Annotated in this window: 26 protein-coding genes; 9 read left to right on the plus strand and 17 right to left on the minus strand. The window is 36.7% G+C overall.

The window, feature by feature from the left end; translation table 11 throughout:
• The first annotated feature begins 30 nt into the window (after window positions 1-30).
• Both hisF and hisIE read left to right on the plus strand, forming a co-directional pair.
• Window positions 31-786, plus strand: a complete 756-nt coding sequence (gene hisF, locus YQ22_RS16930) for an imidazole glycerol phosphate synthase subunit HisF (RefSeq protein ID WP_071342135.1) — start codon at window positions 31-33, stop codon at window positions 784-786.
• Window positions 787-980: 194 nt separating this feature from the next.
• Window positions 981-1,589: a bifunctional phosphoribosyl-AMP cyclohydrolase/phosphoribosyl-ATP diphosphatase HisIE gene (hisIE, locus tag YQ22_RS16935; protein ID WP_071342136.1), complete on the plus strand. Its 609-nt coding sequence runs from the start codon at window positions 981-983 to the stop codon at window positions 1,587-1,589.
• 10 nt (window positions 1,590-1,599) lie between these two features.
• On the opposite strand, the gene YQ22_RS16940 is transcribed toward hisIE, so the two are convergent.
• From YQ22_RS16940 to YQ22_RS16960, 5 genes are all read right to left on the minus strand, one after another.
• Complete coding sequence (locus tag YQ22_RS16940) at window positions 1,600-2,331, minus strand: class I SAM-dependent methyltransferase (protein WP_071342137.1); 732 nt, start codon at window positions 2,329-2,331, stop codon at window positions 1,600-1,602.
• Entirely contained in the window at window positions 2,324-2,743 is a 420-nt protein-coding gene (locus tag YQ22_RS16945; protein WP_071342138.1) for a GNAT family N-acetyltransferase, read from the minus strand. The genes YQ22_RS16940 and YQ22_RS16945 overlap by 8 nt, the downstream gene beginning before the upstream one ends.
• Window positions 2,744-2,786: 43 nt before the next feature.
• Entirely contained in the window at window positions 2,787-2,981 is a 195-nt protein-coding gene (locus tag YQ22_RS16950; RefSeq protein ID WP_058102640.1) for a hypothetical protein, read from the minus strand.
• Window positions 2,978-3,646: a hypothetical protein gene (locus YQ22_RS16955; protein WP_143751755.1), complete on the minus strand. Its 669-nt coding sequence runs from the start codon at window positions 3,644-3,646 to the stop codon at window positions 2,978-2,980. Before YQ22_RS16955 ends, YQ22_RS16950 begins: the two co-directional genes overlap by 4 nt.
• Window positions 3,647-3,775: 129 nt before the next feature.
• Window positions 3,776-4,096: a winged helix-turn-helix transcriptional regulator gene (locus tag YQ22_RS16960; RefSeq protein WP_071342139.1), complete on the minus strand. Its 321-nt coding sequence runs from the start codon at window positions 4,094-4,096 to the stop codon at window positions 3,776-3,778.
• A 116-nt stretch (window positions 4,097-4,212) separates the two neighbouring features.
• Between YQ22_RS16960 and YQ22_RS16965 the strand changes: the two genes are divergently transcribed.
• Together YQ22_RS16965 and YQ22_RS16970 are read left to right on the plus strand one after the other, a co-directional pair.
• Complete coding sequence (locus YQ22_RS16965; protein WP_071342140.1) at window positions 4,213-4,725, plus strand: VOC family protein; 513 nt, start codon at window positions 4,213-4,215, stop codon at window positions 4,723-4,725.
• A 108-nt stretch (window positions 4,726-4,833) separates the two neighbouring features.
• Window positions 4,834-5,841: a hypothetical protein gene (locus tag YQ22_RS16970; protein ID WP_071342141.1), complete on the plus strand. Its 1,008-nt coding sequence runs from the start codon at window positions 4,834-4,836 to the stop codon at window positions 5,839-5,841.
• Between the two features lie 59 nt (window positions 5,842-5,900).
• On the opposite strand, the gene YQ22_RS16975 is transcribed toward YQ22_RS16970, so the two are convergent.
• From YQ22_RS16975 to YQ22_RS16985, 3 genes are read right to left on the minus strand one after another with little or no spacing between them, the layout of a single operon-like run.
• Window positions 5,901-6,989 (minus strand): DUF4097 family beta strand repeat protein, encoded by a 1,089-nt coding sequence (locus YQ22_RS16975; RefSeq protein WP_156894590.1) that lies wholly within the window; start codon window positions 6,987-6,989, stop codon window positions 5,901-5,903.
• A complete protein-coding gene (locus YQ22_RS16980) occupies window positions 6,973-7,512 on the minus strand; it encodes a hypothetical protein (protein ID WP_071342143.1) in 540 nt (179 codons plus the stop codon). The genes YQ22_RS16975 and YQ22_RS16980 overlap by 17 nt, the downstream gene beginning before the upstream one ends.
• Window positions 7,512-8,054 (minus strand): RNA polymerase sigma factor, encoded by a 543-nt coding sequence (locus YQ22_RS16985; RefSeq protein ID WP_071342144.1) that lies wholly within the window; start codon window positions 8,052-8,054, stop codon window positions 7,512-7,514. The genes YQ22_RS16980 and YQ22_RS16985 overlap by 1 nt, the downstream gene beginning before the upstream one ends.
• 227 nt (window positions 8,055-8,281) lie before the next feature.
• Here YQ22_RS16985 and YQ22_RS16990 point away from each other — a divergent pair, with 227 nt between their 5' ends.
• Entirely contained in the window at window positions 8,282-10,690 is a 2,409-nt protein-coding gene (locus YQ22_RS16990; protein WP_083414287.1) for a TonB-dependent receptor, read from the plus strand.
• Between the two features lie 4 nt (window positions 10,691-10,694).
• Window positions 10,695-11,534 (plus strand): DUF4249 family protein, encoded by an 840-nt coding sequence (locus YQ22_RS16995; protein ID WP_071342145.1) that lies wholly within the window; start codon window positions 10,695-10,697, stop codon window positions 11,532-11,534.
• A gap of 59 nt (window positions 11,535-11,593) precedes the next feature.
• Here the strand turns inward: YQ22_RS16995 and YQ22_RS17000 are convergent, their stop codons facing one another.
• The 4 genes from YQ22_RS17000 to YQ22_RS17015 form a co-directional block, all read right to left on the minus strand.
• Window positions 11,594-12,070, minus strand: coding sequence for a VOC family protein (locus tag YQ22_RS17000; protein ID WP_071342146.1), 477 nt, complete (start codon window positions 12,068-12,070; stop codon window positions 11,594-11,596).
• A gap of 74 nt (window positions 12,071-12,144) precedes the next feature.
• A complete protein-coding gene (locus tag YQ22_RS17005) occupies window positions 12,145-12,960 on the minus strand; it encodes an AraC family transcriptional regulator (RefSeq protein ID WP_071342147.1) in 816 nt (271 codons plus the stop codon).
• A 158-nt stretch (window positions 12,961-13,118) separates the two neighbouring features.
• Complete coding sequence (locus tag YQ22_RS17010; RefSeq protein WP_071342148.1) at window positions 13,119-14,651, minus strand: P-loop ATPase, Sll1717 family; 1,533 nt, start codon at window positions 14,649-14,651, stop codon at window positions 13,119-13,121.
• Between the two features lie 151 nt (window positions 14,652-14,802).
• Entirely contained in the window at window positions 14,803-15,516 is a 714-nt protein-coding gene (locus YQ22_RS17015) for a DUF1853 family protein (protein WP_071342149.1), read from the minus strand.
• Between the two features lie 386 nt (window positions 15,517-15,902).
• Between YQ22_RS17015 and YQ22_RS17020 the strand changes: the two genes are divergently transcribed.
• Both YQ22_RS17020 and YQ22_RS17025 read left to right on the plus strand, forming a co-directional pair.
• Window positions 15,903-17,054: a vWA domain-containing protein gene (locus tag YQ22_RS17020; RefSeq protein WP_071342150.1), complete on the plus strand. Its 1,152-nt coding sequence runs from the start codon at window positions 15,903-15,905 to the stop codon at window positions 17,052-17,054.
• Between the two features lie 15 nt (window positions 17,055-17,069).
• Window positions 17,070-18,539, plus strand: a complete 1,470-nt coding sequence (locus YQ22_RS17025) for a magnesium chelatase (RefSeq protein WP_071342151.1) — start codon at window positions 17,070-17,072, stop codon at window positions 18,537-18,539.
• Between the two features lie 68 nt (window positions 18,540-18,607).
• Here YQ22_RS17025 and YQ22_RS17030 read toward each other — a convergent pair whose 3' ends face one another.
• The 5 genes from YQ22_RS17030 to YQ22_RS17050 form a co-directional block, all read right to left on the minus strand.
• Window positions 18,608-19,960, minus strand: coding sequence for a Kelch repeat-containing protein (locus tag YQ22_RS17030; protein WP_071342152.1), 1,353 nt, complete (start codon window positions 19,958-19,960; stop codon window positions 18,608-18,610).
• A 118-nt stretch (window positions 19,961-20,078) separates the two neighbouring features.
• The gene (locus tag YQ22_RS17035) at window positions 20,079-21,572 is read right to left on the minus strand and encodes a sensor histidine kinase (RefSeq protein ID WP_071342153.1); all 1,494 of its coding nucleotides are present in this window, start codon (window positions 21,570-21,572) and stop codon (window positions 20,079-20,081) included.
• Window positions 21,569-22,270, minus strand: a complete 702-nt coding sequence (locus YQ22_RS17040) for a response regulator transcription factor (protein ID WP_071342154.1) — start codon at window positions 22,268-22,270, stop codon at window positions 21,569-21,571. The genes YQ22_RS17035 and YQ22_RS17040 overlap by 4 nt, the downstream gene beginning before the upstream one ends.
• 222 nt (window positions 22,271-22,492) lie before the next feature.
• On the minus strand, window positions 22,493-22,975 hold the full coding sequence (locus tag YQ22_RS17045; protein WP_071342155.1) for a hypothetical protein: 483 nt from the start codon (window positions 22,973-22,975) through the stop codon (window positions 22,493-22,495).
• A 117-nt stretch (window positions 22,976-23,092) separates the two neighbouring features.
• A complete protein-coding gene (locus YQ22_RS17050; protein WP_071342156.1) occupies window positions 23,093-23,527 on the minus strand; it encodes a hypothetical protein in 435 nt (144 codons plus the stop codon).
• Window positions 23,528-23,632: 105 nt separating this feature from the next.
• On the opposite strand from YQ22_RS17050, the gene YQ22_RS17055 reads away from it, so the two are divergent.
• A complete protein-coding gene (locus tag YQ22_RS17055) occupies window positions 23,633-24,418 on the plus strand; it encodes a tRNA pseudouridine(38-40) synthase TruA (protein ID WP_071342157.1) in 786 nt (261 codons plus the stop codon).
• Window positions 24,419-24,438: the final 20 nt, after the last annotated feature.

Genomic DNA, 24,438 nt, shown 5'->3' on the forward strand with positions numbered 1-24,438 from the left:
AATTACTTAGTGCTTAATACTTTAAAAAAAATGCTTGCAAAAAGAATAATTCCCTGTTTGGATATAAAGGACGGTAGAACGGTTAAAGGCGTGAATTTTGTTGATTTACGTGATGCTGGTGACCCTGTTGAACTTGCTGAAATTTACAGTAAAGAAGGGGCAGATGAATTGGTCTTTTTAGACATTTCTGCAACGGAACAAAAACGCAAAACATTGGCTGATTTGGTATACAGAGTTGCCGAAAAAGTGAATATTCCATTTACCGTTGGTGGCGGAATTTCCTCGGTAGCAGATGTAGATGTTCTATTGCAAAATGGTGCCGATAAAGTGTCTATAAACTCATCGGCAGTTAAGAATCCGGAATTGATTAACGAATTGGTGGCTAAATTTGGTTCACAGTGTATTGTGGTGGCTATTGATGCCAAACAGATAGATGGAGAATGGATCGTGCATTTAGTGGGTGGCAAAGTACCTACAGAGCGTAAGTTGTTTGAATGGGCCAAGGAAGTTGAAGAGCGCGGTGCTGGTGAAATTCTATTTACATCAATGGATAATGATGGTACTAAAGATGGTTTTGCTAATGAAGCTTTGGCTAGATTGTCCACAGAATTGAACATACCCATTATCGCTTCTGGTGGTGCAGGTAATATGCAGCATTTTTCAGATACTTTTATAGAAGGAAAAGCAGATGCAGCTTTGGCGGCAAGTGTTTTTCATTTTAAGGAAATAGGGATTCAGGAATTGAAACTTGAATTACAGGGGAACGGAATTCCAGTGAGGGTTTAGTTTCAATAAGTAGTCGATAATTGGTTAGTAGGTAGTTACAGTTTTCGGTAGTCAGAATGTCTCCTGAATTTACCTGCAAAGATAGAAGCTTTAGAGGGCTTTAGGATACCATTTTTCACTTCGGCTACGCTCAGTGACCTAGTCAGAACTAAAGACTTAGAAAAGAATTAAAATAAAATTAGAATACAATATATATGGAGTTTAAAACACCGGATTGGAATAAAACAAATGACGGATTAATACCTGCAATCATACAAGATGCACGTACTAAAAACGTATTAATGTTGGGCTACATGAATGCTGAAGCACTAAGTAAAACCACCGAAACGGGTAAGGTTACTTTCTTTAGTAGATCTAAAAACCGATTATGGACCAAAGGTGAGGAAAGTGGCAATTTTCTAAATTTGGTATCCATTAAAAATGATTGCGATCAAGATTCTTTATTGATAATGGTAAATCCTATAGGTCCTACATGCCACACAGGTACCGATACTTGTTGGAAAGAAAGCAATGATTCAAACTTCGGGTTCTTCTCTGAATTGGAATCAACAATTGAACAAAGACGCACGAATGCCGATGGAGAAAAATCTTATGTAGCTTCCTTATTTGCAAAAGGCATTAATAAGGTAGCCCAGAAAGTGGGAGAGGAGGCCGTTGAAACTGTAATTGAGGCTATGGATAATAATGATGAGCTTTTCTTGTACGAAAGTGCCGATCTATTGTTTCATTATCTAATGCTCTTACAAGCAAAAGGTTTTACACTAAAAGATATTGAGGCTGAATTGATGAAACGTAAAAAATAATCTTTACAACTCATATTTTTTTTACCGTATATGCGCTTAAAAATGTGTTTGCTTTTATTGTAGTATGGGTTGTATTCAACTTGGTTTCTAATTCTTGTTGTAGCTTTTCAAATAAATTTTCTGTTCCAAAAGTATTTGCCAATGTTATGTAGTCGTTTTTAGAGGACAACAATACATGTGCTAAATCGGCTACTGTGATATCAAAGCGAATTGACTGTTTATACTGGCTATTTAAATGTACGTTCGTGGTATGTAGTCCAGAAAAGTTGATTTCATGATCATAGCCAGAAGTCACATCTGTTTCTGTACCTACGCCAAGCAGTTTCAATATATCTGTCAAAAGAATTTCAAAATCATAAGCTATGATGAGGGAATTAACTTTTGATACCCTTATGCATTCATCTAGTAGTTCTTGAGATTTTGCATAAAATAATGACCCTGCAAACGTAGTGATATCAAACCTATCACTGTCAAAGTTCAGGGTTTTGGTTTCCATTAACTCATAGCTAACGCCAGTGTGTTTAATGGACTTTTTGATCATCTCCTTACTTGGGTCAACACCAACTACGGTATTGCAAAATTTGGATAGCGCTATGGCAGATTGCCCAGTACCGCAACCAATGTCTAATCCATAATTACTTTTAGGGGTAGTAGGAAGATACGTTTTTAGAATATCTTCATGTAAGGAAGGTCTATAAGCTGCGTAATGCAAGGCTGTTATTTGGTCATACTCTTTACTCATATTCAAAAATTCTTTCCATGATTACGAAATCTATTCCCCCTTTCACATAGGTTTTATTGGTTTTGTGCATTTGGAATTTGGTGTAAAAAGTGCTTTTGTTCTGTCTGGCATTACACCAAATCTTTGTCAATTTTTTTGTGTTGGCAACGTGCATTATTTCTTCTAATAACAAGCTTCCATAGCCTTTACCTTGGTAGTCTTCTAACGTAGCAAATTTTCGAAATTGACCTTCATCGCCATCGATAAATAAAGAAATTACCGATATAAGTTTGTGGTCTATAAATAGTCCGAAATGCAGACCTTCATTGTCTTTTGGAAGCTTTACGTAGTCCAATGGTTGATTTGGCCACATAACCAAATGTCTTATAGGTAGTGTGTCTGCGGCAGAAATCTCAATTATTTTTGTGGTCATTGACATGGTATATGCTTGACCTCAAATATAATTAGGTTCTAAATTATTCAAGTACTAAACAATCTTGAACTTTTTCAATTGACACCCATTTAAAAGTTATCGGTGACCATTCACTTTTTGGATTTGCCTTGTATGAAGCTTTGTTCTTTACGAAAACCTGATTGTTTTCAGTGAATACGTGTTGCGTGTCTATACCTTTTTTAGCGTAACGCTTTTTTGATTTTCTTCTGTTGATCATTGCACGTTTTTCTTATAACGGTTACGTCCCATATTAAATATGCCAACTTTAATGCCTATACCGGCTGAAAAGCCATTAATTCTAGAAATTCTGGTGGGTGGTAATTCTATTTTACTAGAAAAACGATATTTCACCCCTGCTTCTAGTTGTAAGTATCTAGAGATATTAAAAAGAGCATTTATTCCCGGTTCGGCAACAAATACTTCGTCAAAATCATCTTCGGTAAGTTCCTCTTCAAAATTGTCATCATGTCTATATTTTGCATCCACGTAACCTACGGCACCGGCTCCAAGCAACAACGGAAAACTTAAATTAATTCTTTTTTTACTGAACAATATGGGTTCTAAATGTAACCCGCCGTAAACAGCAATTAAATCTTCATATCTAGAGAGTGTATTGTTAAAGATATCTTGTTCGGAGTATAGAAAATTGGCTGCAAATCCAACTTCAAATTGTTGATTGGCAACATAGGCAATTTTTAATCCCCCCAAATAGGCCCTTTCATTTTCAACTTCTCCTAAGCCCATATGAATACCAACATAGACGCCATGTACTACATTGTTGCGATCGTTAAATTCAAGGTATTCATCAGTTTCCTCTTGTCCGTAGCTACACATGGCGGACAGGAATAAAAATAATAGAAGGCTAAATTGAAGTGGTTTCATTACTGTTCGATTTTTGATTGATTATCTAATAGACAACCTAAGCAACAAATAGTTGCACCAAAAACCATTATTTTTTAGATAAAACCCAAAATTCTACATTTTGTTGTGTAAACATACCTCTAATTACTTTTAAACGAGCTTATTAGAGGTGTCATTGGCTCCCCATGAGTCAAGACTAAGTAAAATAGTTTTAAGGGATTTTCCTCGTTCGGTCAAACCATATTCTACTTTTGGAGGAACAACGGGATACACTATACGTTCTACCAAGCCATCTTTTTCCAATTCGCGCACGGTTTGTGTAAACATTTTATTGGATATTCCCGGCACTTTTTTCTGTAATACTCCCGATCGTAATGCGCCATCCAATAAATGAAAAAGTACAATAGGTTTCCATTTGGTACCAATTAGATTCATCGTATGGTCTAACGGGCAATATTTTTTAGTATTCATTTAAATTTTAATTATTTGAAAATCAATATTTTACTCTTTTTGGTAACTATAGCACTTTTAAGTAAGTTATTGTCCATAAGGCAAATATAGATTTATTTTGTAGTAAAATTAGAACTATGGATAAGAATAAAGAATACCCAAAATCATTTTCGCATATTGGCATTACAGTACCGGACTTAAAGAAAGCGGTAGAATTTTACTCAGAAGTAATGGGTTGGTATGTTATTATGAAACCATCAAAAATTAAAAAAGAAAAAGAAACAGCGATCGGTTTAATGTGTATTGATGTGTTTGGTGATGACTGGGAAGAGTTTGAAATTGCACATATGTCTACCTCAGATGGTATAGGTGTAGAATTGTTCTCTTTTCCTCATGGGATTAAAGAAGCTCCTGAATTCAATCCGTTTAATACAGGATTATTTCATTTTTGTATTCAAGACCCAAATATAGAAGATTTGGTCGCTAAAATTGTGGCGCATGGAGGCAAACAGCGTATGCCTATACGTTCATACTACCCAAATGACAAACCCTATAAAATGTGTTATGTTGAAGACCCTTTTGGGATTGTTTTTGAAGTATACACGCACAGTTATGAACTAACCTATTCGTCTGGTGCGTATTCAGAATAGTAATTCTTAAATGTTGATAAATGCGATTGCAATCTATTGATTGTCAATCGCATTTTGTATATATTTACCTTTCCCTCAGACTGTTTCATTTTAAAATAACTCACAACCATGAAATTATCTGTTCAAATCTTCCGTTTATTTCTTATTAGTATTATCTGGCTTATATTTGTTTCTCTTTCCAGTAACGACTCCCAAAATTTTGATTCTGCAGCTCTTGACGAAGCTGAGCTGAAAACAGACGGACTCTATTTTGCTGAGTTTTATGACAATATTTATCGTGGTCATTTTGAGAATTTAGAGATCAAAAGAGATGACATGATGTTTTTAACCATTTTCGATCAATATTTAAGAGCTTATGGTGGTAATTGCGATCGTTATTTGCCAGCTGATAAAGTTGAAATTTTGAATGAAGTCTGTAAGACCGAGGAGGTTACAAAAAATGGCTGGGGAGATGTTGTTAGTAGGGTATGCGTAGAGTATACTTGGGTTGGTAGTGGTTTGTATGCCAAACCAGAATTATATGATGCTTATGCCGTAGTGGATCAAATACAACGTTCAAAAGGATTGAATACCATGATGGATATGATTACCAACCCAAATAGTATGGGGAATTCTGTAGATATGATTCATAAAACTAAAGGTTTAAATAATGATATGGTAAAACTGTTTCAGATGAACGCTTGTAATGGTGAAGCCTTAAAACGGTTCGATGAAAATTTAGAATTATTTGCAAGAAATAAGGCATCCATTAGAATGCAACAAGCCAGCAAGTATACTACCATGAAAAAAACTGGCGGACCAACTGGTGCACAAAATTTCAACAAATTAATAGATGACTTGGTATATGACCAAGCAAAGACTTGGGCATTTAATAAATACACTGCCGGTAGTATTACAAATGTGTATTCTTCCACTAAGGATAGTCAAGGCAGACCTGGAGAACTTAGCGCTAATTACAGCTATTCCGGTTTTGGTGGAAACAGTAGGGGATCTGTTCGTATTACATTTGATAACGGATTGCCAAAATGTATTTATTTTTCTGACTTTCCACAAAACTGTAAAACCCCTAACAGCAGTATTTTATCAGCTTATTCAGAAGGCAAATATGCAAATTAACGGTTTGTTATGGTACGGTTTTACCATTTCATCAGTCTCATGTAGTAACGGTACATGTATTAAATTTCTTTTATTAGAACAACCCCTTTTTTACCTGAAATAGAAATATGTCCTTGTCCTTTTTTACCATATTTCGCCTTTATTTCACGTAACTTTTTGCCCTTGTCCAACATTTTGGAATCTACGTCATGAAATGATTTTGGCAATCTGACCAAACCTTCTTCTAAAGTTGCAGAGAAGACATGTGGAAAGTTAATAACATTGATGTGTATTTCAGATGATTCTTGCTCCAAGCTTATTTTAGACGTTGCAGAAAGAATATTCTTTACCCATAAATCTGAAATTTTTAAGTTCAAATCAATATCCTTTTTAAGGCGATGTAAGCGTAGTTTACTAAATTTAAGATTGCCGTAAAGAGTACCTATCTCCCGTATATCAACTTCATCTTTATTAGAGTAAAATTCAAGGGATTCTACTTGGTGTATTTCTATGTTGCTACCGCTACTATTTAGTCTCATGGTATTCGCATGGTCCAAATCCAAACCGCCATTGGTAATATCTATATTGGCATAATCGATATTTTTTGCCCTAAGCTTTCCATATTTGATACTTACATCCGCTTTGTTCAAATTATCGCTTATCCACATATCTCCATGCTGTACATCTGCCATTAATATACCTACCCAATCTTCAATAAAAACATCGCCAAATTTATTGATGACCTCTAGTTCAACTTTTTGGGGCACGTAAACCTTATAATCAATTTGCACATTGCTTCGGTCAAAATCGAACGGATTGGCTTTTTCAAAAAGGTTAGAGAAAAATCCGGAGTTCTTATCCGCTATTTCATAGTTAACGGATATAAATTTATCGCTATGTCTTATTACAGGTTTTATTCTATTCAAGAGCTCTTGGGCGTTTTCCCTTTTCTTATCGGTCACCGTAATATTGACGGTGATGGAGACTTCATTCTTGACCCATCCGTAGATATTGATATTACCGTATTTATTTTCTAAATGAAGCTCTCCTGCATTGGTGAAAGGGTAGGTTTTGGAGATATCCTTAGATACCTTTTCTTGTGCCAAGGCTGTAAAACCAAGCAGCATCGCCAAGGCGAAAAGCTTAAGCTTTTTACAAAGTATATCCATAATCGTCTTCTTTAATTTTAGATTCGTTTAGCTGCTGCAATAGATTTTCAATGAGTTCTATGCGCTTTCTATAATTGGAAACAATGGCTGCCAAAACCTGTTCATTATCTAGATTGTTCTGCATTTCAAGTTTTAGTTGCTCATATTCGGCATCAAGCTCTACCATAAATGACAGAAACTCTTCTTTATCTGCCGCCGTTAATTGATTGTTGTTTTGCACTAATTGTACTTGGTAGGTTACCAAACCTTTGTAATGCATATCTATATCCTGTAATTCCTTAGTGACATAATGGGTTGGTGTAGTGGGGTTGCCAAAGAAGGTAAGCCCAACAATTCCGGTAATTCCCAGTAGAATTACTATACTGGCAGCAATACGTACCATGGGCGATTTCCAGAGTGGTACCACCTTTGGTGGATTTTCGTTTAATTGCGCTGCAATATTTGCCCACATTTTTGCACGGTCTGCCTTGTGATCATCAAAGACCGCTTTATTATCCCGTATATGCTTTTCAAATTGATCCATTACAATCCGTTTATAATTTCTACTAATTTCTTTTTTGCTCTGTGATACTGTGATTTAGAGGTAGATGTGGTTATGCCCAAGACATCACTAATCTCATTGTGATCATATCCTTCCAATAGGTATAGGTTTATTATTTGCTTATACCCTAATGGAAGTTTTTCAATACCTGATTTCACTTTTAAAATATCCATGGCATCCACTTTTTCAATTTCCACTTCATCGGTTAGGTGGAATTCATGCTCATCCATAGAGGTAAGCGGTAGCCGCTTTACCTTTAAATGGTTAATACTCTTATTAATGACAATACGTTTTAACCAAGCACCAAAAGAAGACTCATATTTAAACCTATCCAGGTTTTTGAAAGCATCTACAAAACTATCTTGCACAATATCTTCGGCATCTTCCTTAATTCCCAAAAACCGCATACTAACGTTATACATGGCATCAACATAGAGCTCGTACAGTTGATACTGCGAGGTTCTATCGCCAGTCTTGCTGCGCTCAACAAGGGATCGATGCGTAAAACGAATTTCGGTTTCCAATGAATTTAGGTGGTTATTTGTACTCTAAAATTGGTTTCTATGATAAAGACAACCAATTTTTTAGATAGTTGCATTTTGTTACAATTTATTTGAAACTAATAGACTTGTAAGTTAGTACGATCCAAAGGGGCGAATGTTACCATTGTGATAAAACTTTATCTACTGTGCAACCTTTTACAAATTATGTTGTCAATTAGTAATGTTCATCAATCAATTAAACAAATAGCATGATTAAAAAACAAAAACAACAAGTATGCATAAGGCAGCTAAAACGTATGGCAGTGCTTATGTTACTATTTGCGGGCATTCAATTACATGCCCAAGAAAATTATACCATTAGTGGTAAAATTACCGACATTGACAACGGAGAAACTCTTTTTGGGGCATCTGTCTTTTTAGAGGGTACCAGTATTGGGGTGGTTACCAATGAATACGGATTTTATTCGTTGACCGCACCAGAAGGATCTTATCGTTTGCTCATTACCTACATGGGATATGGTGATGTTAAGCAAGATGTAAACCTGAACAGAAACCAAAACTTCAATTTTGAAATTTCTGAAGTTTCTACCAAGTTAGATGAAGTAGAGGTAACGGCAGAGGAATCTGAAATTGCCGTATTACAGAAACCGGAAATGAGCGTCCTCAAAATGAACATTGAAACGGTTAAGCAAATGCCGGTGGTTCTGGGTGAAGTGGATATTTTAAAATCGCTACAAATGCTACCGGGGGTAACCAATAACGGTGAAGGTACCGGCGGTTTTCACGTACGTGGTGGTGCGGGCGACCAAAACCTGGTGTTGTTGGATGAAGCTATCATTTATAATACTTCTCACATGTTCGGTTTTTTCTCGGTCTTCAATGCGGATGCCATTAAAGATGTGAAACTGTACAAGGGCGGTATACCGGCAAGGTATGGTGGGCGTGTTTCCTCAGTGTTAGATGTTAGGCAGAAAGACGGTAACAGTAAACGGTTTGCTGCAACGGGCGGCATAGGTATCATATCTAGCCGTTTGGCACTGGAAGCGCCTTTGTTTAAAGAAAAAGGTTCTTTTTTAATTGCTGGTCGTCGTTCTTATGCCGATCTGTTATTAAAAGCTGCGGGGGAAGATAATAGCGTAAGTTTTTACGATCTAAATTTAAAAACGAATTATAAGATCAATACCAACAACCGACTTTTTCTTTCCGGTTATTTTGGGCGCGATGCTTTTGAACTGGGAGAAAACTTTAGCAGCTCTTATGGGAATTCAACAGCTAACCTGCGTTGGAACCACATTTTTAACGATAAACTTTTTTCTAACCTATCAGCTATTTATAGTAAGTATGACTACGAGCTGGGTATTACCTCTGCGGAGTTCGATTGGGTGTCGTCCATTACCAATTACAATCTAAAATATGACTTAAAGTATTACTTCAGTGATGCATTTAAACTAGATTTTGGAGCAAGCGGTATACACTATGAGTTTGATCCGGGGGAAATTATTCCAACGACCGAAACGTCATCTGTCAATCCTTTGGTATTGGATAAGAAAAGGGCGTTGGAAACTGGAGTGTATGTAAATGCGGAACATAAATTAACGAAGAAGCTGATTGCACAATACGGTTTGCGCTACAGTGCATTTTCTAGACTTGGTGGTCAACCCATGACGGAGTATGTCAATAATCAACCAGTAGTCTATAATGAGGACCTTGGTATTTATGAACGTGGTGAAGCCATTGGTGAAACGGTATACGAAAAGGGAGACGCTATTAAGACCTTTGGCAATTTGGAGCCTAGGGCGTCATTGGCATATACCATAAATGATAATTCTTCTTTAAAGGCTGGCTTTTCTAGGGTGGCACAATACATACATTTATTATCCAACACTTCTTCGGCTACGCCATTAGATGTTTGGACACCAAGCGGTCAGTACATAGATCCGCAATTATCCAATCAATATGCCTTGGGCTACTTCCGTAATTTTAAGAACAAGGCGTATTCCATGGAGGCTGAGATCTATTATAAGAATACCGATAATAGAATCGATTATATAGATGGTTCTGATCTTATTGGACAGAATACCATTGAAACCGAAATATTGAAAGGGGAGTCAAGGGCGTACGGACTAGAGCTTTTATTCCGTAAGAACGAGGGTAAATTTACGGGGTGGATCTCCTATACGCTATCCAAGTCAGAGCAGCGAACTCCCGGTGGTAATGCCGGTGGTTTGGGTATTAATGACGGTAATTGGTACAACACACCTTATGATAGAACGCATGATGTCTCTATATCCGGGTCATATCGATTAAACGATAAATGGAGCTTTGGCACCAATTTGGTCTTTCAAACGGGTAGGCCAGTTACGTATCCTAATGGTCAATATGAGTATGAGGGCGTTTCCATTGCTAGTTATTCCGATAGAAATTCCGATCGCCTACCTGCGTATCATCGTTTAGATCTGTCGGTCAATTATAAGCCCAACAGAAAGCCAAATGCCAAATTAAAAGGGGAGTGGGTACTAGGTATTTATAACGCCTATAACCGTAAAAATGCTGCTTCTGTATCCTTTGGGCAGAATATAGAAACGGGGGCAAATGAGGCTACCAGAACCGCTATTTTCGGAATTGTACCATCCATTACCTATAACTTTAAATTTTAATTCGATGAAAAATTATATAAAATCAATAATAGCCCTGTTCACCATTATTCTTACGGGTTGTACAGATGTTATAGATGTTGACGTACAAACAGATACCTTACGTTTGGTGGTAGAGGCTTCCTTAGATTGGGAAAAAGGAACTACGGGTAATGATCAAGAGATTACGCTACGTACGTCCACACCTTTTTTTGACACTCAAAATACCAATGTTACGGGTGCGGTAGTTAATGTGACCAATAACGCTACGGGAGAAGTTTTTCGTTTTACCGATCAGAATGATGGCACCTATACCACAAGTACCTTTCAGCCTCAATTGTTTGCCACCTATACTTTGGAAATTGTATATAATGGAGAACGGTATGTTGCCGAAGATACTATGAATCCTGTTCCCAATATTACCGAAATCTACCAAGATACGGAAGATGGGTTTGATGATGAGGCAATAGAACTGCATATTGTATTTACAGATTTTGAGGATGAAGGCGATAATTACCTTTTTAAGTTTGAACGACCACAAGACCTTTTACCTACTTTGGAAACAGGTGATGATGAGTTTATAAACGGGAACGAAGTGGACTGGTGGTATGAGATCGATGATGATGAGGATGAGGAAATACAACCGTTATTACCTGGTGATGTAGTAAATATCAGTATGCACGGTATTTCTAGATCGTATTTTAACTATATGGATATTGTTATAGACCAAATGGGCGGCGTAGGTATTTTTGAAGCTACACCGGTAGATGTTCGTGGCAATTGCATAAATACGACCAACCCAGATAATTATGCCCATGGCTATTTTAGGGTAACGGAAACCAACAAGGTAAGTTATACGGTAGAGTAGAAGTCTTTTTTAAGAATAGAAAAACCAAGTTCTACAGCAATTAGTGCTTGGTTTTTCATTTAGTTTGGTGAATGCAGACCCATTTTATTGCCTTCAGAGTCGAGGAATATAGCGTAATAACCGCTTTCGTCTGCATGAAGGGATTTTGGCACCATAATTTCGCCACCGTTGATTTCGACTTTGTCGAGTATGGATTGTAAGTTATCACCACCATTCAAATAAATGGTTATTCCGTTTGCAGAAGGGGTATAACCTTGCGCTTTCATGATAACTCCAGTGACCATTTGATTTTCATAGGGGAATATACCCATTTGCATTTCCGGAAATTCAATTTTTTCAATTTCTATGTCCAAAATAGCTTGGTAAAAATTTACCGCCCTAGTAATATCCGTAGCCGGAATTTCAAAAATGGAAATAAAACTTTTCATATTGCTTTTGCTTTCAGTGGTATGCGTATCCATTACTTTGTCTTGAGCAATACAGTCAATTCCCCAAAAAGTAAATAATACCGCACCTAATAGTATTGCCTTTTTCATTTGTAGTGTTTACAGGTAAAATACAAATATGAAATAGTATTCAACTAAAAAATTGTAAAAATGCGACACGCAGGCTATTTATAGAACAAGGTAGAGAGTACCATTTGTTCATTGCTTAAGAATGCTGTAGGGCTAATGCCGGTAAATTCCTTAAAATCCTTATTAAAATGGGCTTGGTCAAAATAGTCGCTTTTATAGGCAATTTTGGTAAGGCTGTCCGTTTCTTTGTTCAGTAGCATTTTTAATGCAGATTGTAATCGTATGACCTTGCCCAATTGTTTAGGACTAACGCCAATCTGCTTTTTAAAATTTCTTTCCAATTGTCTTCTTTTGGACAAATCTTCTTTGAGAATGGTGGTAATAGTCGCAGTACCGTTTGAAGTTAAAAGTGCATCTACGGTTTGCTTTACAATAGTATCAATGGTGGATTGTTCATGCAACCTCCCTAAAAGGAATTTTTCAATAACTGCAATGCGTTGTTTTGTGTCTTCCGCATTAATGATGTTGCGCTCCAGTTCATTGACAATTGAAGCTTCAAAAAGTGAGGTTAGCGGGGTTTCTTTATTTGCCAATTGCTCAATGGGTGTAGTAACAAAATTGGCAAAGCCATAAGGGTAAAAACGTATGGCAAAAGTGTTTACATAACCCGTAGGTTCAATAAAAAAGGGTGCTAGGGTTTGCCCCAGTACCATGGCACGTGGTTGTAGTATAAACTCATCTTGCGAAGTATAGCGTTTAATATCATCCCCAAGAATAAATGCCATTTCAATACAACCATCTGGTACTATACGCTGTCTTTCAGCACTATATTCAGCAGGAATTTCCAAAGTCCAATAACAACTGACCAAAGCTTCCAGGTCTTGATGTGGTTGAAATGTTTGGTAGTTCATTGTTTTAGGATGTTGTTGATGAGGGATGTAACGACTCGGGTATGAAACGTAGGGCATTTCGGAGCTTCTTACATGTCCACGGAGACAAAGCTTGCTAAGTACCGAAACTTACGGAAACCACTGTCCTCCCTATGTTTTATACCCATTGTTAGGGCTAGTTATTTTTCTCGAGTTTCCTTTAAATTCAATGATCTAACTAGCCCCTCATGTACCCTATATTCATCGGAAACAACAAAGCCTTGTGAGGGATAAAAACATTTGAACCTCCATTCTTTAGAGGCTCCTAGTTTAAATCCGACTATCGAATTGTCAAATAAAAATCTTAAATAGTCGTTGACTTGCTCTATTCTAATCGTGGGGTGTTGGCTTTTCATTTGTTCTTGTAATTCCTCGGCTGTGAAATTTGTGAATCCGTTATTTCTCAAAGAATTAAATAAATCTTTAATAATTGGATTTTGAACCTTCCATTCATCAAGAATTTCCTGACGCAACCAATCAGAATATGAAGGTTCTGCATCATAAATCGCACTTATTTCGAGGTTTTCAAATTCATTTATTTCGTCTGAAAAGGGATCATTCTGTTTATCTTTCATTACCCGAATAATTTTACCCATGTATGCGATAAAATCTCGGGGTCTCATCATCGTTCTTTTTAAAATATAATTTGTTGGTCTAGTTCTTTGCCTCATCTCTTTTTTGTCAAAGAGTCCATCTATATCTGTAATGGAATTAACATCTTTTGAGCTGGCGTAAAAATTAAGTCGTCTTAGAATGAGATTGTTCAATGAGGTTCTATTCCAATGAAGTAATTCACCGCAATCTTCCCTAAGTTTATTTGAGTCATTAATTTCTAGCACCTCAAAAATATCTTCACGTAAAAATACTACTGGTCTTATTTTATTTTTATACTGTGAAGAAATGGTATCACTTGCTGAAATTAACCCAGTGATTACAGGTTTAGAAGCCGTGTAGGATACTTCGTCCCAAGATTCATCTACTCTATCAAAGCAAAGGTATATAATAGGACAACTTGAATCCAAATTAAATAAAGAATCTTCAAGAATAGTAATTACATTTTCAATGTTGTTAGTAAGTATTCCTTGTAGATTGTCATCATTTTTGACGTCTTCGAAAGATACTTCTCCTCCTCCGAGTTCAGCCGAATCGAAATTTCCATTCTCAAGGTCAAGTCCAGCTTTTGGTAGAGAAAATTTGGAGAGAGAGAGTAGTTTTTTTCCGATGATTTTTCCAATGGACGGAATTGGTGAGTCGAATAGTTTCTCAAGTAATTTTTTTGTTGATGAAAGTTTTTTTGGTATGGTAATATTTGAATCTTCGTACCATTTGTGGTAAGCCTTAATACACTCGACTAAAATTACAAACTTCCATGACTGTTTAAAAGCTAAAGACTCAGCTTTTCCTGGATCTACCAAAAGGGAGTGAATATTCCAATTATAATCTTCAAATGAAAGCGAGATCAAAATGTCTTCATCCGGAATAAATTCGGCTTTATTTTCTGATAAATACTTAAATACAGCAGTTTTTCCAGCTCCTTTTCGTCCTAGAACAAGGAATGAATCAGAATTCTGAATTACACTGTTTAGAACCCCAGCATCATAAAAGTATTTTGACAATAGGTCATCCCTTTCTGCTGAAACTTTACCAATATCAATCCAATCTAGTATGTTCATTTTATATTTTTTTTATTTAGCCCTAACAATTCGATATATACACAATTGCACATATATCACCTATAAAAGTAATCTAATTCCCACTCACATTAAAAAAGACCTATCAACAATTATTAACAGGCATTTATCAAATTTAAACTTAGAACTATGTTTACCACCATACCACAAAGAACTTCTCAAACGTATTGTTTTTCTTCATCCAAACCATGGGTGCACTGTTGTTTTTTAAGCGTTCTATAATAGCTATAATAATTTCTTTGTGTGAGCGCCATGCTACGTTGTCCGTAGGCTGTAAAACCCATTCACTTTTGGTAGGGATATAGAATGTATGTGGTGTAAAGTCAGCCGTATGAAATGCTGCCAAGCGTAACCAATAGCCTATAATACAATTTTTGTTTAACGGTGCAATGAATAATGGCTCACTAGAATAGGGTTGAAATAACTGGGCTTTATAGCAAACTTGCTGCGTTATGTTTTCGGTATCAATTCCTTTTTTCAACAATGCGGAGCGCCCTATAGGCGTGTGAATCAATGAAAATTGGTTGTTCTTTATCTTTTCTAGCTTGGCATAAAAGGCATCGCGCCGGTTGGGACCTACCAGTTGGTGTATGGGTTCTTTAATATCGGTGTCTATCAGATAGAATTTATAGGTCAATTCTATGTGAATTAACTGCTTTGTAGCGGTTTCCTGAATTATGAAATCTATTTCACCAATAGTCCGTTTTTCTTCTCGTATGGGCATATTGTGCAGGAGAACATCATACGCATTATTTGCCTCTAACATCTGTTTGCACACAAATTCCATTTGATGTCCCAAGCGCAATTTTTCCGGTATTTCACTAACCACAAAACTGTCTACCGCCACCTCAGGAAACTGAAACTGGGAAACGCCAAACTGTACACCTTCCCAAAGCGGGGGAGTGCTTAAAAAGCCTTGTATCTGTTTGATGGTTGCAAGTTGGTCGATGGTTTATCTTTTTAGTTGTTGGTCGTTTGTAAATAGTGTTGCTAAATACCGGTAACTGAGCGTAGCCGAAGTTACTTTTTTAAACACTATGCGCAAAACGTTGCTTGCTAAACGCTATAAGCTTTGCGCCGGTCACTTTTCGCTACGCCATTGGTATTCGCAAAGCGCTAAGTATAAAACCAACAACGAACAACGAACAACCAACAACCAACAACCAACAACCAAATAAGTTAACATTTCCCAAAAGCCGTGGGCATCCAAGGTAAAAGTGTTAATTTTATAGTATGGCTATGAATGAAAGAAAAGGGTTTCGCTTTGAAACTTACGAAGCACCCGAACAATCGATTTTTGATAAGCTTTTTGATATTTTTCAGGAGCTGATCACACATACTTCTGGCGATTTTGACGAAGCGATAGACTGGTTACGTGAGCTGGACAAGGAATATGAACTGACTACCGAAGACTACACCATTGACGATTTTATTGAAGATTTAAAGGCGAAAGGGTACATACGCGAAGAGTTTAAAGATGGCGGTGGCGACGGTGAAGATGGTGAAGAAGGTTCTGGCGGCGGAGATATTTCCATAACCGCAAAAATGGAACGTATTATTCGTCAGCGTGCATTGGACCAAATTTTTGGTAAGTTAAAACGTAGTGGTGCGGGTAACCATAAAACAGGAAAATCCGGACAAGGTGATGAGCACACGGGCGACCTTAGGGTATACCGTTACGGCGATGGTCTAGAAAACATATCTATGACCGAGAGTCTTAAAAACGCCCAAATTAATCACGGTGTTGGTAGTTTTCAATTGAGCGAAAATGATCTGGTGGTAGAAGATACCCAGCATAAGGCACAAATGAGCACCATTCTTATGATCGATATTAGCCATAGTATGATCTTGTACGGCGAAGACCGTATTACGCCCGCAAAAAAAGTTGCTATGGCATTGGCAGAATTGATTACCACCAGATACCCAAAAGACACATTGGATATTTTGGTTTTTGGTAATGATGCCTGGCCCATACCTATTAAAGATTTACCATATTTAAAAGTAGGTCCGTATCACACCAATACCGTTGCCGGATTACAATTGGCCATGGATATGCTGCGCAGAAAGCGTAATACCAATAAACAGATTTTTATGATTACCGATGGTAAGCCTAGTTGTCTGCGCATGCCAGACGGTACATATTATAAGAATAGTGTTGGTTTGGATGATTTTATTGTGGAAAAATGCTACAATATGGCGCGCCAAGCAAGAAAATTGCATATACCCATTACCACGTTTATGATAGCCCAAGACCCATATCTCATGCAGTTTATTCGCCATTTTACGGAAGCCAACAAGGGCAAGGCATTTTTCACGGGATTAAAAGGGTTGGGTGAAATGATATTTGAAGATTACGAAGCAAACAGAAAAAAAAGATTGAAATAAGACCAAAGGAATACTATGAAATTAGATTATAAAAATATACATACGTTGGGCCCCTTAAAAGCTGCCGGATACCAAACCAAAAGTGTAAAAGATGAGTTGCGAGACAACCTCATTGATAAAATAAAAAAGGGAGAAGATGCCTTTACCGGTGTTTGGGGCTATGAAGATTCGGTTATTCCAGAATTGGAGCGCGCCATACTATCTAGACATAACATTAATTTATTGGGACTTCGTGGCCAGGCAAAAACACGTTTGGCGCATTTAATGGTAAATCTGTTAGATGAATATATTCCCGTTGTAGCAGGTTCTGAAATCAATGACGACCCCATGAAGCCCATGTCTAGATTTGCCATGGAACTGATCAAAGAAAAAGGTGATGATACCCCAATTTCGTGGTTGCATAAAAGTGAGCGTTTTGCAGAAAAATTGGCAACGCCAGATGTTACGGTGGCGGATTTAATTGGTGATGTAGATCCTATTAAAGCGGCAAATCTAAAATTATCTTATGCAGATGATAGGGTAATTCATTTTGGGATGATACCACGTGCCAATCGCTGTATATTCGTAATTAACGAGTTACCCGACTTACAGGCTCGTATTCAGGTATCTTTATTCAATATTCTGGAGGAAGGGGATATTCAGATCAGGGGATTCAAACTGAGATTGCCTTTGGATATTCAATTTGTATTCACGGCAAACCCTGAAGATTACACCAATAGAGGTAGTATTGTAACTCCGCTAAAAGATAGAATCGGGTCGCAAATATTAACGCATTATCCTGATGATATTGAAATAGCCAGAAAGATTACGGAGCAAGAAGCCAAGCTTGATGCCCGACAAACCGATGCTGTTTACGTTCCGGATCTTGCAAAAGACCTTTTGGAGCAAGTGATTTTTGAAGCACGGGACAGTGAGTATGTAGATGCCAAAAGTGGGGTGAGTGCCCGTACGAGCATAACGGCTTTTGAAAACTTATTGAGTACTGCAGAGCGCAGGTCTTTATTGAACGGTGGTGACCATACCATGGTACGTTTAAGCGATTTCTTAGGAATTGTACCTGCCATTACGGGAAAAATAGAATTGGTATATGAAGGAGAGCAGGAGGGAGCGGATGTTGTGGCTGGTATCCTGATAGATGATGCGGTAAAAACATTGTTTCCCAAGTATTTTCCAAAAATTAATAAACTGGAGCGTAAAGACGAAGAAACCGTTTATGATGAACTGTTGCACTGGTTTTTTCAAGGAGAAGGTTTTGAATTGATGGACGATTTTACCGATGAGGAATACAAACGTGCATTAGATAGTATTCCCGCATTAAACCAATTGATGAAAGATCATCAACCAGATTTTGATGAAAAAGATGCATATTTCTTAAAAGAGTTGTTATTATGGGGATTGGTTTCCTACAAAAAACTGAATAAACAACGCTTTACAGACGGGTATGAGTTTAAAGATCTGTACAGTAGTTTTTTAAAAGGAATTTAAAATTCCATATAAAATAGAAAAGCCCGTTCAAACTTGAACGGGCTTTTTTTATGCTAAAAATGAGTTTGTTATTCTATTACCCAAACATCATTTGAATGTGTTCTACTGTTAGTGCTTGCATTAAGGTCTAAACCGCCGCAAACAATAATCTTGTTTTCAAATAATGTGGTCGCGTGTCCTAAACGAGCGGCAAAAGTCTCATTGATTGCTATTTGTACCCAATCAATACCATTCTCAGAATACCAGGCATCTGCAAAAGTGGTAACATCTTGTTCAAAAGTGGTTTCGTTAACAACGGCTTGCCATCCGCCAATGACCCAAATTTTATTATCATATACTACAGATGTATGTTCTGCACGAACGCCAAATATGGTCGCTGGATCAACTTCTACCCAATTGATACCGTCTGTTGAAGAATAGATATCGTTTAAAAAGTTTGATGAAAAATCTTCTATGAACATACCACCTATAACATACATTTTATCTTCAAAGACAACAGTCGTGTGGTCTGCTCTTGGAGAAAATTGCGTGCTTTCTGCCACCTGTTCCCAAACAAGTCCGTCTTCAGAAGACCAAATGTCGTTCTTTTGATCAGATACACTAGTGCCTCCAATTACCCATAGTTTATCGTTGTATACGACCGTGGAGTGACCTTCGCGAGAATCAAACCCAGGCGAGGTTTCATTACGTGTCCAAGTTTCACCATCGCTCGTTGACCAAACATCACTAAAACCACCACCTATGACCCAAAGTTTATCTTTAAAAACAATAGCTGTATGGTTGCTTTTAGGAAAGAAACCAAAAGGTTCTTCGGCAACCAAGGTCCAGTCTTTTCCATCAACAGAAGACCATACATCTTTATAGCCGTTAGAATCATCTTGCCCACCAATAAGGTATAGTTTACCATTAAACTCCGTTATGGTATGATTTCTTCTTGCCGAAAAGGCTGCATTCTCTTGTAATGCAACTTCTGCCAAAGAAATTCCTTTGGTAGAAAAGCTAAATATAGAGGTGCTGTTGGTTTCTGCACCATTTGCATCTATAGCAACTACCATCCAATAATATGTAGTGTTTCTTTCCAAATTCGTGGTCAATACAAATGAAGTATCCTCAATATTTTCGCCTAAAACGGTTTCAGGAGTTGTATTTGTATCTAAAAGTATTTTGTAAGTAATACTGTCTCCGTCAGCATCAATAGCGGCATTCCAAGTTAGGGTAGGTGCCAATTCTATATTGCTGTCTTCATTTTCAACAGTAAGTAAGTCAAACGCTTCTGGAGCACTATTTTCAGTCTCTTCAGGTTCTTCTGTTGTAGGTTCTTCAGTAACAGGATCTTCAGGCTCATTGACCATGTCGTCATTAGAACATGATTGAATAAAGAAGGCTGACATTGAAATAAAAAGTAGGTTTCTTACTTTCATATATTAGAAAATTTAAGTTTTACCTATAACCTTATTTAAAATATTTTATTGTAGTCCCCAATGAAAAAGCCCTTTCATGTTTTGAAAGGGCTTTCTTCTTTATCATAGCAATTTAAACTCATTGCAATTGATAAGCGGGCAATTTAAAAATAAAGGAACTGCCTTCATATGGTTTACTGAGTACCACAATGGTGGTGTCATGTAAGTCCATAATCTTTTTAACAATGGCAAGGCCTAAACCTAACCCTTGTTTTTTGGTGGTTTTATCTACCTGTTTATATCGATCAAATATAAATGGTTGATCATTTATAGGTATGCCGTTACCGGTATCGGTAATATTGATTTCTATCTGTTTGCCCATTTTTACAAGGCTCAAAGTGACTTTCCCATGAGGCTCCGTGTACTTAATTGCATTCTCGATTAAATTCTGCAGTGCCCTTTCTACCAAACCAATATCCGCATAGACCATATAATTCTCCTCAGGATTGTCCAATTCTAAATGCAATTGCTTTTGTTCTGCCAATAACCTGAACTTTGCAATAAGATCGTGTGAAAGTTCTGTGATAGAGAAAGGTTCTTTTATTGGGGTCACTTGTTCTGCTTCTAATTTAGAATACTCGAACAGTTGATTAATCAAGTCAGATAACTTATCAATGTTAGCATGGGTTATTTGTAAGTACTCGTCTTTTTGATGCTCTGTCAATGAACCTTTCTTGATCTGTAACGTTTCTATATATCCTTTTAAAACAGCAAGCGGAGTACGTAAGTCATGTGATACATTGGCAATCAACTCTCTTCGTAAATTATCTACAGATTTTATTTTCTCCATATTCTCTACTATGGAGTCTGCCATTTTATTAAAGGAAAGAGCTACCACTTCAATATCGGATTCTTCAGGATTTTCTATTCTAATATCTAGATCGCCTTCTTGAAACTTACGAACGGTCTGTGTAATCAATCTTAAATTTTTGGTCAAGAACCAAATACTTAGAACTCCAATTAAAGCTGAAAAAAGCATGGTCAGCAGAATGGCACCAATGCTCAGTTTTGTAAAATACGAGCCAAAAAGGTTGTCACTTATAAGGGCCAATTGCTTTCCGGCAACAATAATATAGATATAGCCTTCATGACCATCTATTGAAAATGGAGCTGCAGAAAAAATGTTTTGCTCATTGGGGTTCAAAGGATCGTCGCCCAAAATAAATTCTTGTCCTTTTGATGCTATGTATTTATTAATCGGTTCTAAGGAAACCGATTTCATTGGTTCGTTATCGTTATGTTCCAATACTACGGAATACAGAATGTCACCGGCATTGTTCAAAAGATATATTTCTATACCCCGATTAACGGCCATCATGTCATGCATTAAATCACCAAAAAGCGCTTTGTTTACACTACCGTCTTCAAGAAAAGGGGCATCATTCTGAAATTTTTCCTGGATGACATGTTCTGCAACGTTGGCATTAATGCGCTGGGTAATGGCCTCATTGTAGTTAAGCGTAAGATACCCTGTGATAAAAATATAAGAGGCACCCATTAAAACAATTAGGAAAATAAAAGCGATCCATAATTTTTTGACCAGTTTAGGGGTCAAGGTCTTTTCGTTATTCATAATGCCATTATCTCTTCATTAAACTTGTAACCAACGCCCCATGTTGTTAAAATATAGGTTGGGTTTGCCATGTCAGATTCTATTTTGGCGCGTAATCTGTTGATATGGGAGTTTACCGTATGCTCGTATCCTTCAAAATTATAGCCCCAGATCATATTCAATAATTCTGTTCTGGTATAGTTTCTACCAGGGTTAGAGGCCATTAAGACCAATAGCTCAAATTCCTTAGGCGAAAGTTCGATCTTATAATCATCTACAACAACCTTTCGTTTGTCAATATCTATGGTTAAACCCTCCGCTGATATTATGGAAGTATCTTCTTGTTTTTTACCGGTGTCTTTAGTTCTTCTTAAAACAGCTTTTATCCGTGCCAATAATTCCCTTATACTAAAAGGTTTGGTCATATAATCATCTGCACCTATTTCCAAGCCCAGAACCCGATCAATTTCCTCTGACTTTGCGGTAAGCATGATTACGGGTGTATTTTTGGTAGCCCGTAGTCTTCTACAAACTTCAACACCATCTAAGCTTGGCAAGGTCAAATCTAAAAGTATGAGCTCATAATCATTTTGCAAAGCCAGTTGAAGTCCTTCATCGCCATCCATAGCCATGGTTGTTTCATAGCTGACATCAGACAAATGAAGTTCTAACAACTTAATGATTTCGGGGTCATCCTCTATAATTAGTATACGTTTCATATGGAGTAACGAATTAAGATAAAAAGTATCACAGAAAAATCACATTACGCAGAAAAGTACCGTTTCTACTGTAATGGTTTGGGTGTTGAGTCGTGTAATCCAATAATAATTACAAAGAAGTTGAATAAATCCGATTAACAGAATACATAAGGCGATGTAAGGTGACAGCAAAAAAAAAGCCTCGATAAAAATAATCGAGGCTAATATATCTAGAATTTAATATTATTTCCAGTGATCTACATGCTGGTTCATATCATCGAACAAATAGGTGCCCACAATTTCTTTTCTGTACACTACAGCTAAAAAGGTAACTAATAATAATACGGCGTATAGCAATAATATAACAAAGCCCAGGGGCAAAAACGTACTTGGAATAAGATGATTTTCAAAATCCGAATAACTGAATAATATGATAATGGTTTCTACCAATTTATAGAGATAGACCAAAGAAATAAGATATAACACGTATTCTAAAGTGCGCATTGGCGGGTCACTTAGTTCGTTTTCACTGATCTTAAACCATAGTACATACAAAAAGACCAAATGGATTATGGATAACAAAGGGAAAATGTAGTTGTCAATCTTAAAGAAATAAAACTTGTTGGTGTACAAGCCGTAAAAACTAAAAATGTTCAATAGAAACAATACGGCAACCGATACGATTAGAGTACGTTTCCAGGTCAATATTCCTTTAATAGAATTCATAAAACTAAGTTTAAATGGTCTTAGGGGAACCATAGTTTCGTTTCAAGAACGGGTATGTTTTTCGTTTATTTTAAACAATTCGATGAACGGTTAACTTTGTTGATTAAGTTACTGACCTTAAGCTAACCACCTCTTTATGATACTATATTTTATAAATAAAAGCAACATAAAACTGATTGCAAAAATTATCAAAGGCATTTGCATGCTAGTTGGCCCTATGACATTACTTATATTACTGTAGAAATAAAAATATAGTATTTGAATAGTCGTTGCAATAATGGATATCAAACCTAATTTAAAAGCCATAATTTTTCTAAGAAGAAGAAATAGTGATGCTGTAGTTCCAGCAAAAACATCAACACCAAATACGATCAGCAACCAAAAAGGACGGTTCTCATAGATATATCGTTCATCATCTGTCAACACGTTATAAATTTCATCTGTAACAAAACATTCGCTTAAAAAAGATAGAATTCCAATGATGCTATAAAAAAGGGCAATAACAGCAACTGCCCAGAAAACTTTTGGAGGATTTACTGTTGAATTGATCATAGAGGGAACCTAAGTGTTTGTTACTTAGACCAATTTAATAAAAACTCCATGATTAACAGCAAACCACTGTATAGTTCATGCTAAATTGTAATTACTTTTGTAGCTATGAAAAAACAGCAGTTTTGCTATTTGGTACGATTACAATATTTAGGTTTTCGATATAACGGTTGGCAAGAGCAACCAAAAATGCGGACTATTACAGGCATGTTGAACAAAACCTATGCTTTCTTATACCCAGATAAGCATTTTAAAATATTAGGTGCCGGTAGAACAGATGCAAAGGTCTCTTCATTAGATGGTGCTTTTGAATTGTTCGTGGATGATGAATTTAAAGACTTAAATAGTTTTGTTATTGATTTTAATAAAAATCTACCACCGGATATTAGATTACTTTCCATATCAGCAGTTGAACAAAATTTTAATATTATTAAGGATAGTAAAACAAAGGAATATTGTTATTTCTTTTCCTTTGGAACCAAAAATCACCCATTTAGTGCCCCGTTCATTACAAACTATATGCACGACCTTAATTTAGATGTAATGAAAGAAGGTTCCACATTATTCACTGGGACTCATGATTTCTCTGTATATACTGCAGAATTAAAAGCGAATGCCAAAACTATAAGAAAAATTGATTCTTGCCATATTGAACCCAACACTATGTTGACCGCTAATTTTTTTCCAGAGCAGAGTTATGTTTTAAGAATTAAGGGCAAGGGTTTTATGCGATATCAAATTAGAATGATCATGGGAGCATTGGTACAATTGGGCAAGGGGGAACTGTCACTTGATGATATTAGAGCTTCTTTGCTTGTAGATGCTGATATGGTCTTAAAAACTATTGCACCTGGTTCCGGTTTAATTCTTAATGAACTGACCTTTACGAATTAGTTGTTAGTTTAATATATTTA

It is taken from the genome of Maribacter sp. 1_2014MBL_MicDiv, assembly GCF_001865655.1.
Taxonomy (GTDB): domain Bacteria; phylum Bacteroidota; class Bacteroidia; order Flavobacteriales; family Flavobacteriaceae; genus Maribacter; species Maribacter dokdonensis.

Excerpts from the sequence above, each read along its gene's own strand:
- hisF (WP_071342135.1), top strand. The coding sequence starts at position 31 with ATGCTTGCAAAAAGAATAATTCCCTGTTTGGATATAAAGGACGGTAGA.
- hisIE (WP_071342136.1), top strand. The coding sequence starts at position 981 with ATGGAGTTTAAAACACCGGATTGGAATAAAACAAATGACGGATTAATA.
- YQ22_RS16940 (WP_071342137.1), bottom strand. The coding sequence starts at position 2,331 with ATGAGTAAAGAGTATGACCAAATAACAGCCTTGCATTACGCAGCTTAT.
- YQ22_RS16945 (WP_071342138.1), bottom strand. The coding sequence starts at position 2,743 with ATGACCACAAAAATAATTGAGATTTCTGCCGCAGACACACTACCTATA.
- YQ22_RS16950 (WP_058102640.1), bottom strand. The coding sequence starts at position 2,981 with ATGATCAACAGAAGAAAATCAAAAAAGCGTTACGCTAAAAAAGGTATA.
- YQ22_RS16955 (WP_143751755.1), bottom strand. The coding sequence starts at position 3,646 with ATGAAACCACTTCAATTTAGCCTTCTATTATTTTTATTCCTGTCCGCC.
- YQ22_RS16960 (WP_071342139.1), bottom strand. The coding sequence starts at position 4,096 with ATGAATACTAAAAAATATTGCCCGTTAGACCATACGATGAATCTAATT.
- YQ22_RS16965 (WP_071342140.1), top strand. The coding sequence starts at position 4,213 with ATGGATAAGAATAAAGAATACCCAAAATCATTTTCGCATATTGGCATT.
- YQ22_RS16970 (WP_071342141.1), top strand. The coding sequence starts at position 4,834 with ATGAAATTATCTGTTCAAATCTTCCGTTTATTTCTTATTAGTATTATC.
- YQ22_RS16975 (WP_156894590.1), bottom strand. The coding sequence starts at position 6,989 with ATGGATATACTTTGTAAAAAGCTTAAGCTTTTCGCCTTGGCGATGCTG.
- YQ22_RS16980 (WP_071342143.1), bottom strand. The coding sequence starts at position 7,512 with ATGGATCAATTTGAAAAGCATATACGGGATAATAAAGCGGTCTTTGAT.
- YQ22_RS16990 (WP_083414287.1), top strand. The coding sequence starts at position 8,282 with ATGATTAAAAAACAAAAACAACAAGTATGCATAAGGCAGCTAAAACGT.
- YQ22_RS16995 (WP_071342145.1), top strand. The coding sequence starts at position 10,695 with ATGAAAAATTATATAAAATCAATAATAGCCCTGTTCACCATTATTCTT.
- YQ22_RS17000 (WP_071342146.1), bottom strand. The coding sequence starts at position 12,070 with ATGAAAAAGGCAATACTATTAGGTGCGGTATTATTTACTTTTTGGGGA.
- YQ22_RS17005 (WP_071342147.1), bottom strand. The coding sequence starts at position 12,960 with ATGAACTACCAAACATTTCAACCACATCAAGACCTGGAAGCTTTGGTC.
- YQ22_RS17010 (WP_071342148.1), bottom strand. The coding sequence starts at position 14,651 with ATGAACATACTAGATTGGATTGATATTGGTAAAGTTTCAGCAGAAAGG.
- YQ22_RS17020 (WP_071342150.1), top strand. The coding sequence starts at position 15,903 with ATGGCTATGAATGAAAGAAAAGGGTTTCGCTTTGAAACTTACGAAGCA.
- YQ22_RS17025 (WP_071342151.1), top strand. The coding sequence starts at position 17,070 with ATGAAATTAGATTATAAAAATATACATACGTTGGGCCCCTTAAAAGCT.
- YQ22_RS17030 (WP_071342152.1), bottom strand. The coding sequence starts at position 19,960 with ATGAAAGTAAGAAACCTACTTTTTATTTCAATGTCAGCCTTCTTTATT.
- YQ22_RS17035 (WP_071342153.1), bottom strand. The coding sequence starts at position 21,572 with ATGAATAACGAAAAGACCTTGACCCCTAAACTGGTCAAAAAATTATGG.
- YQ22_RS17040 (WP_071342154.1), bottom strand. The coding sequence starts at position 22,270 with ATGAAACGTATACTAATTATAGAGGATGACCCCGAAATCATTAAGTTG.
- YQ22_RS17045 (WP_071342155.1), bottom strand. The coding sequence starts at position 22,975 with ATGAATTCTATTAAAGGAATATTGACCTGGAAACGTACTCTAATCGTA.
- YQ22_RS17050 (WP_071342156.1), bottom strand. The coding sequence starts at position 23,527 with ATGATCAATTCAACAGTAAATCCTCCAAAAGTTTTCTGGGCAGTTGCT.
- YQ22_RS17055 (WP_071342157.1), top strand. The coding sequence starts at position 23,633 with ATGAAAAAACAGCAGTTTTGCTATTTGGTACGATTACAATATTTAGGT.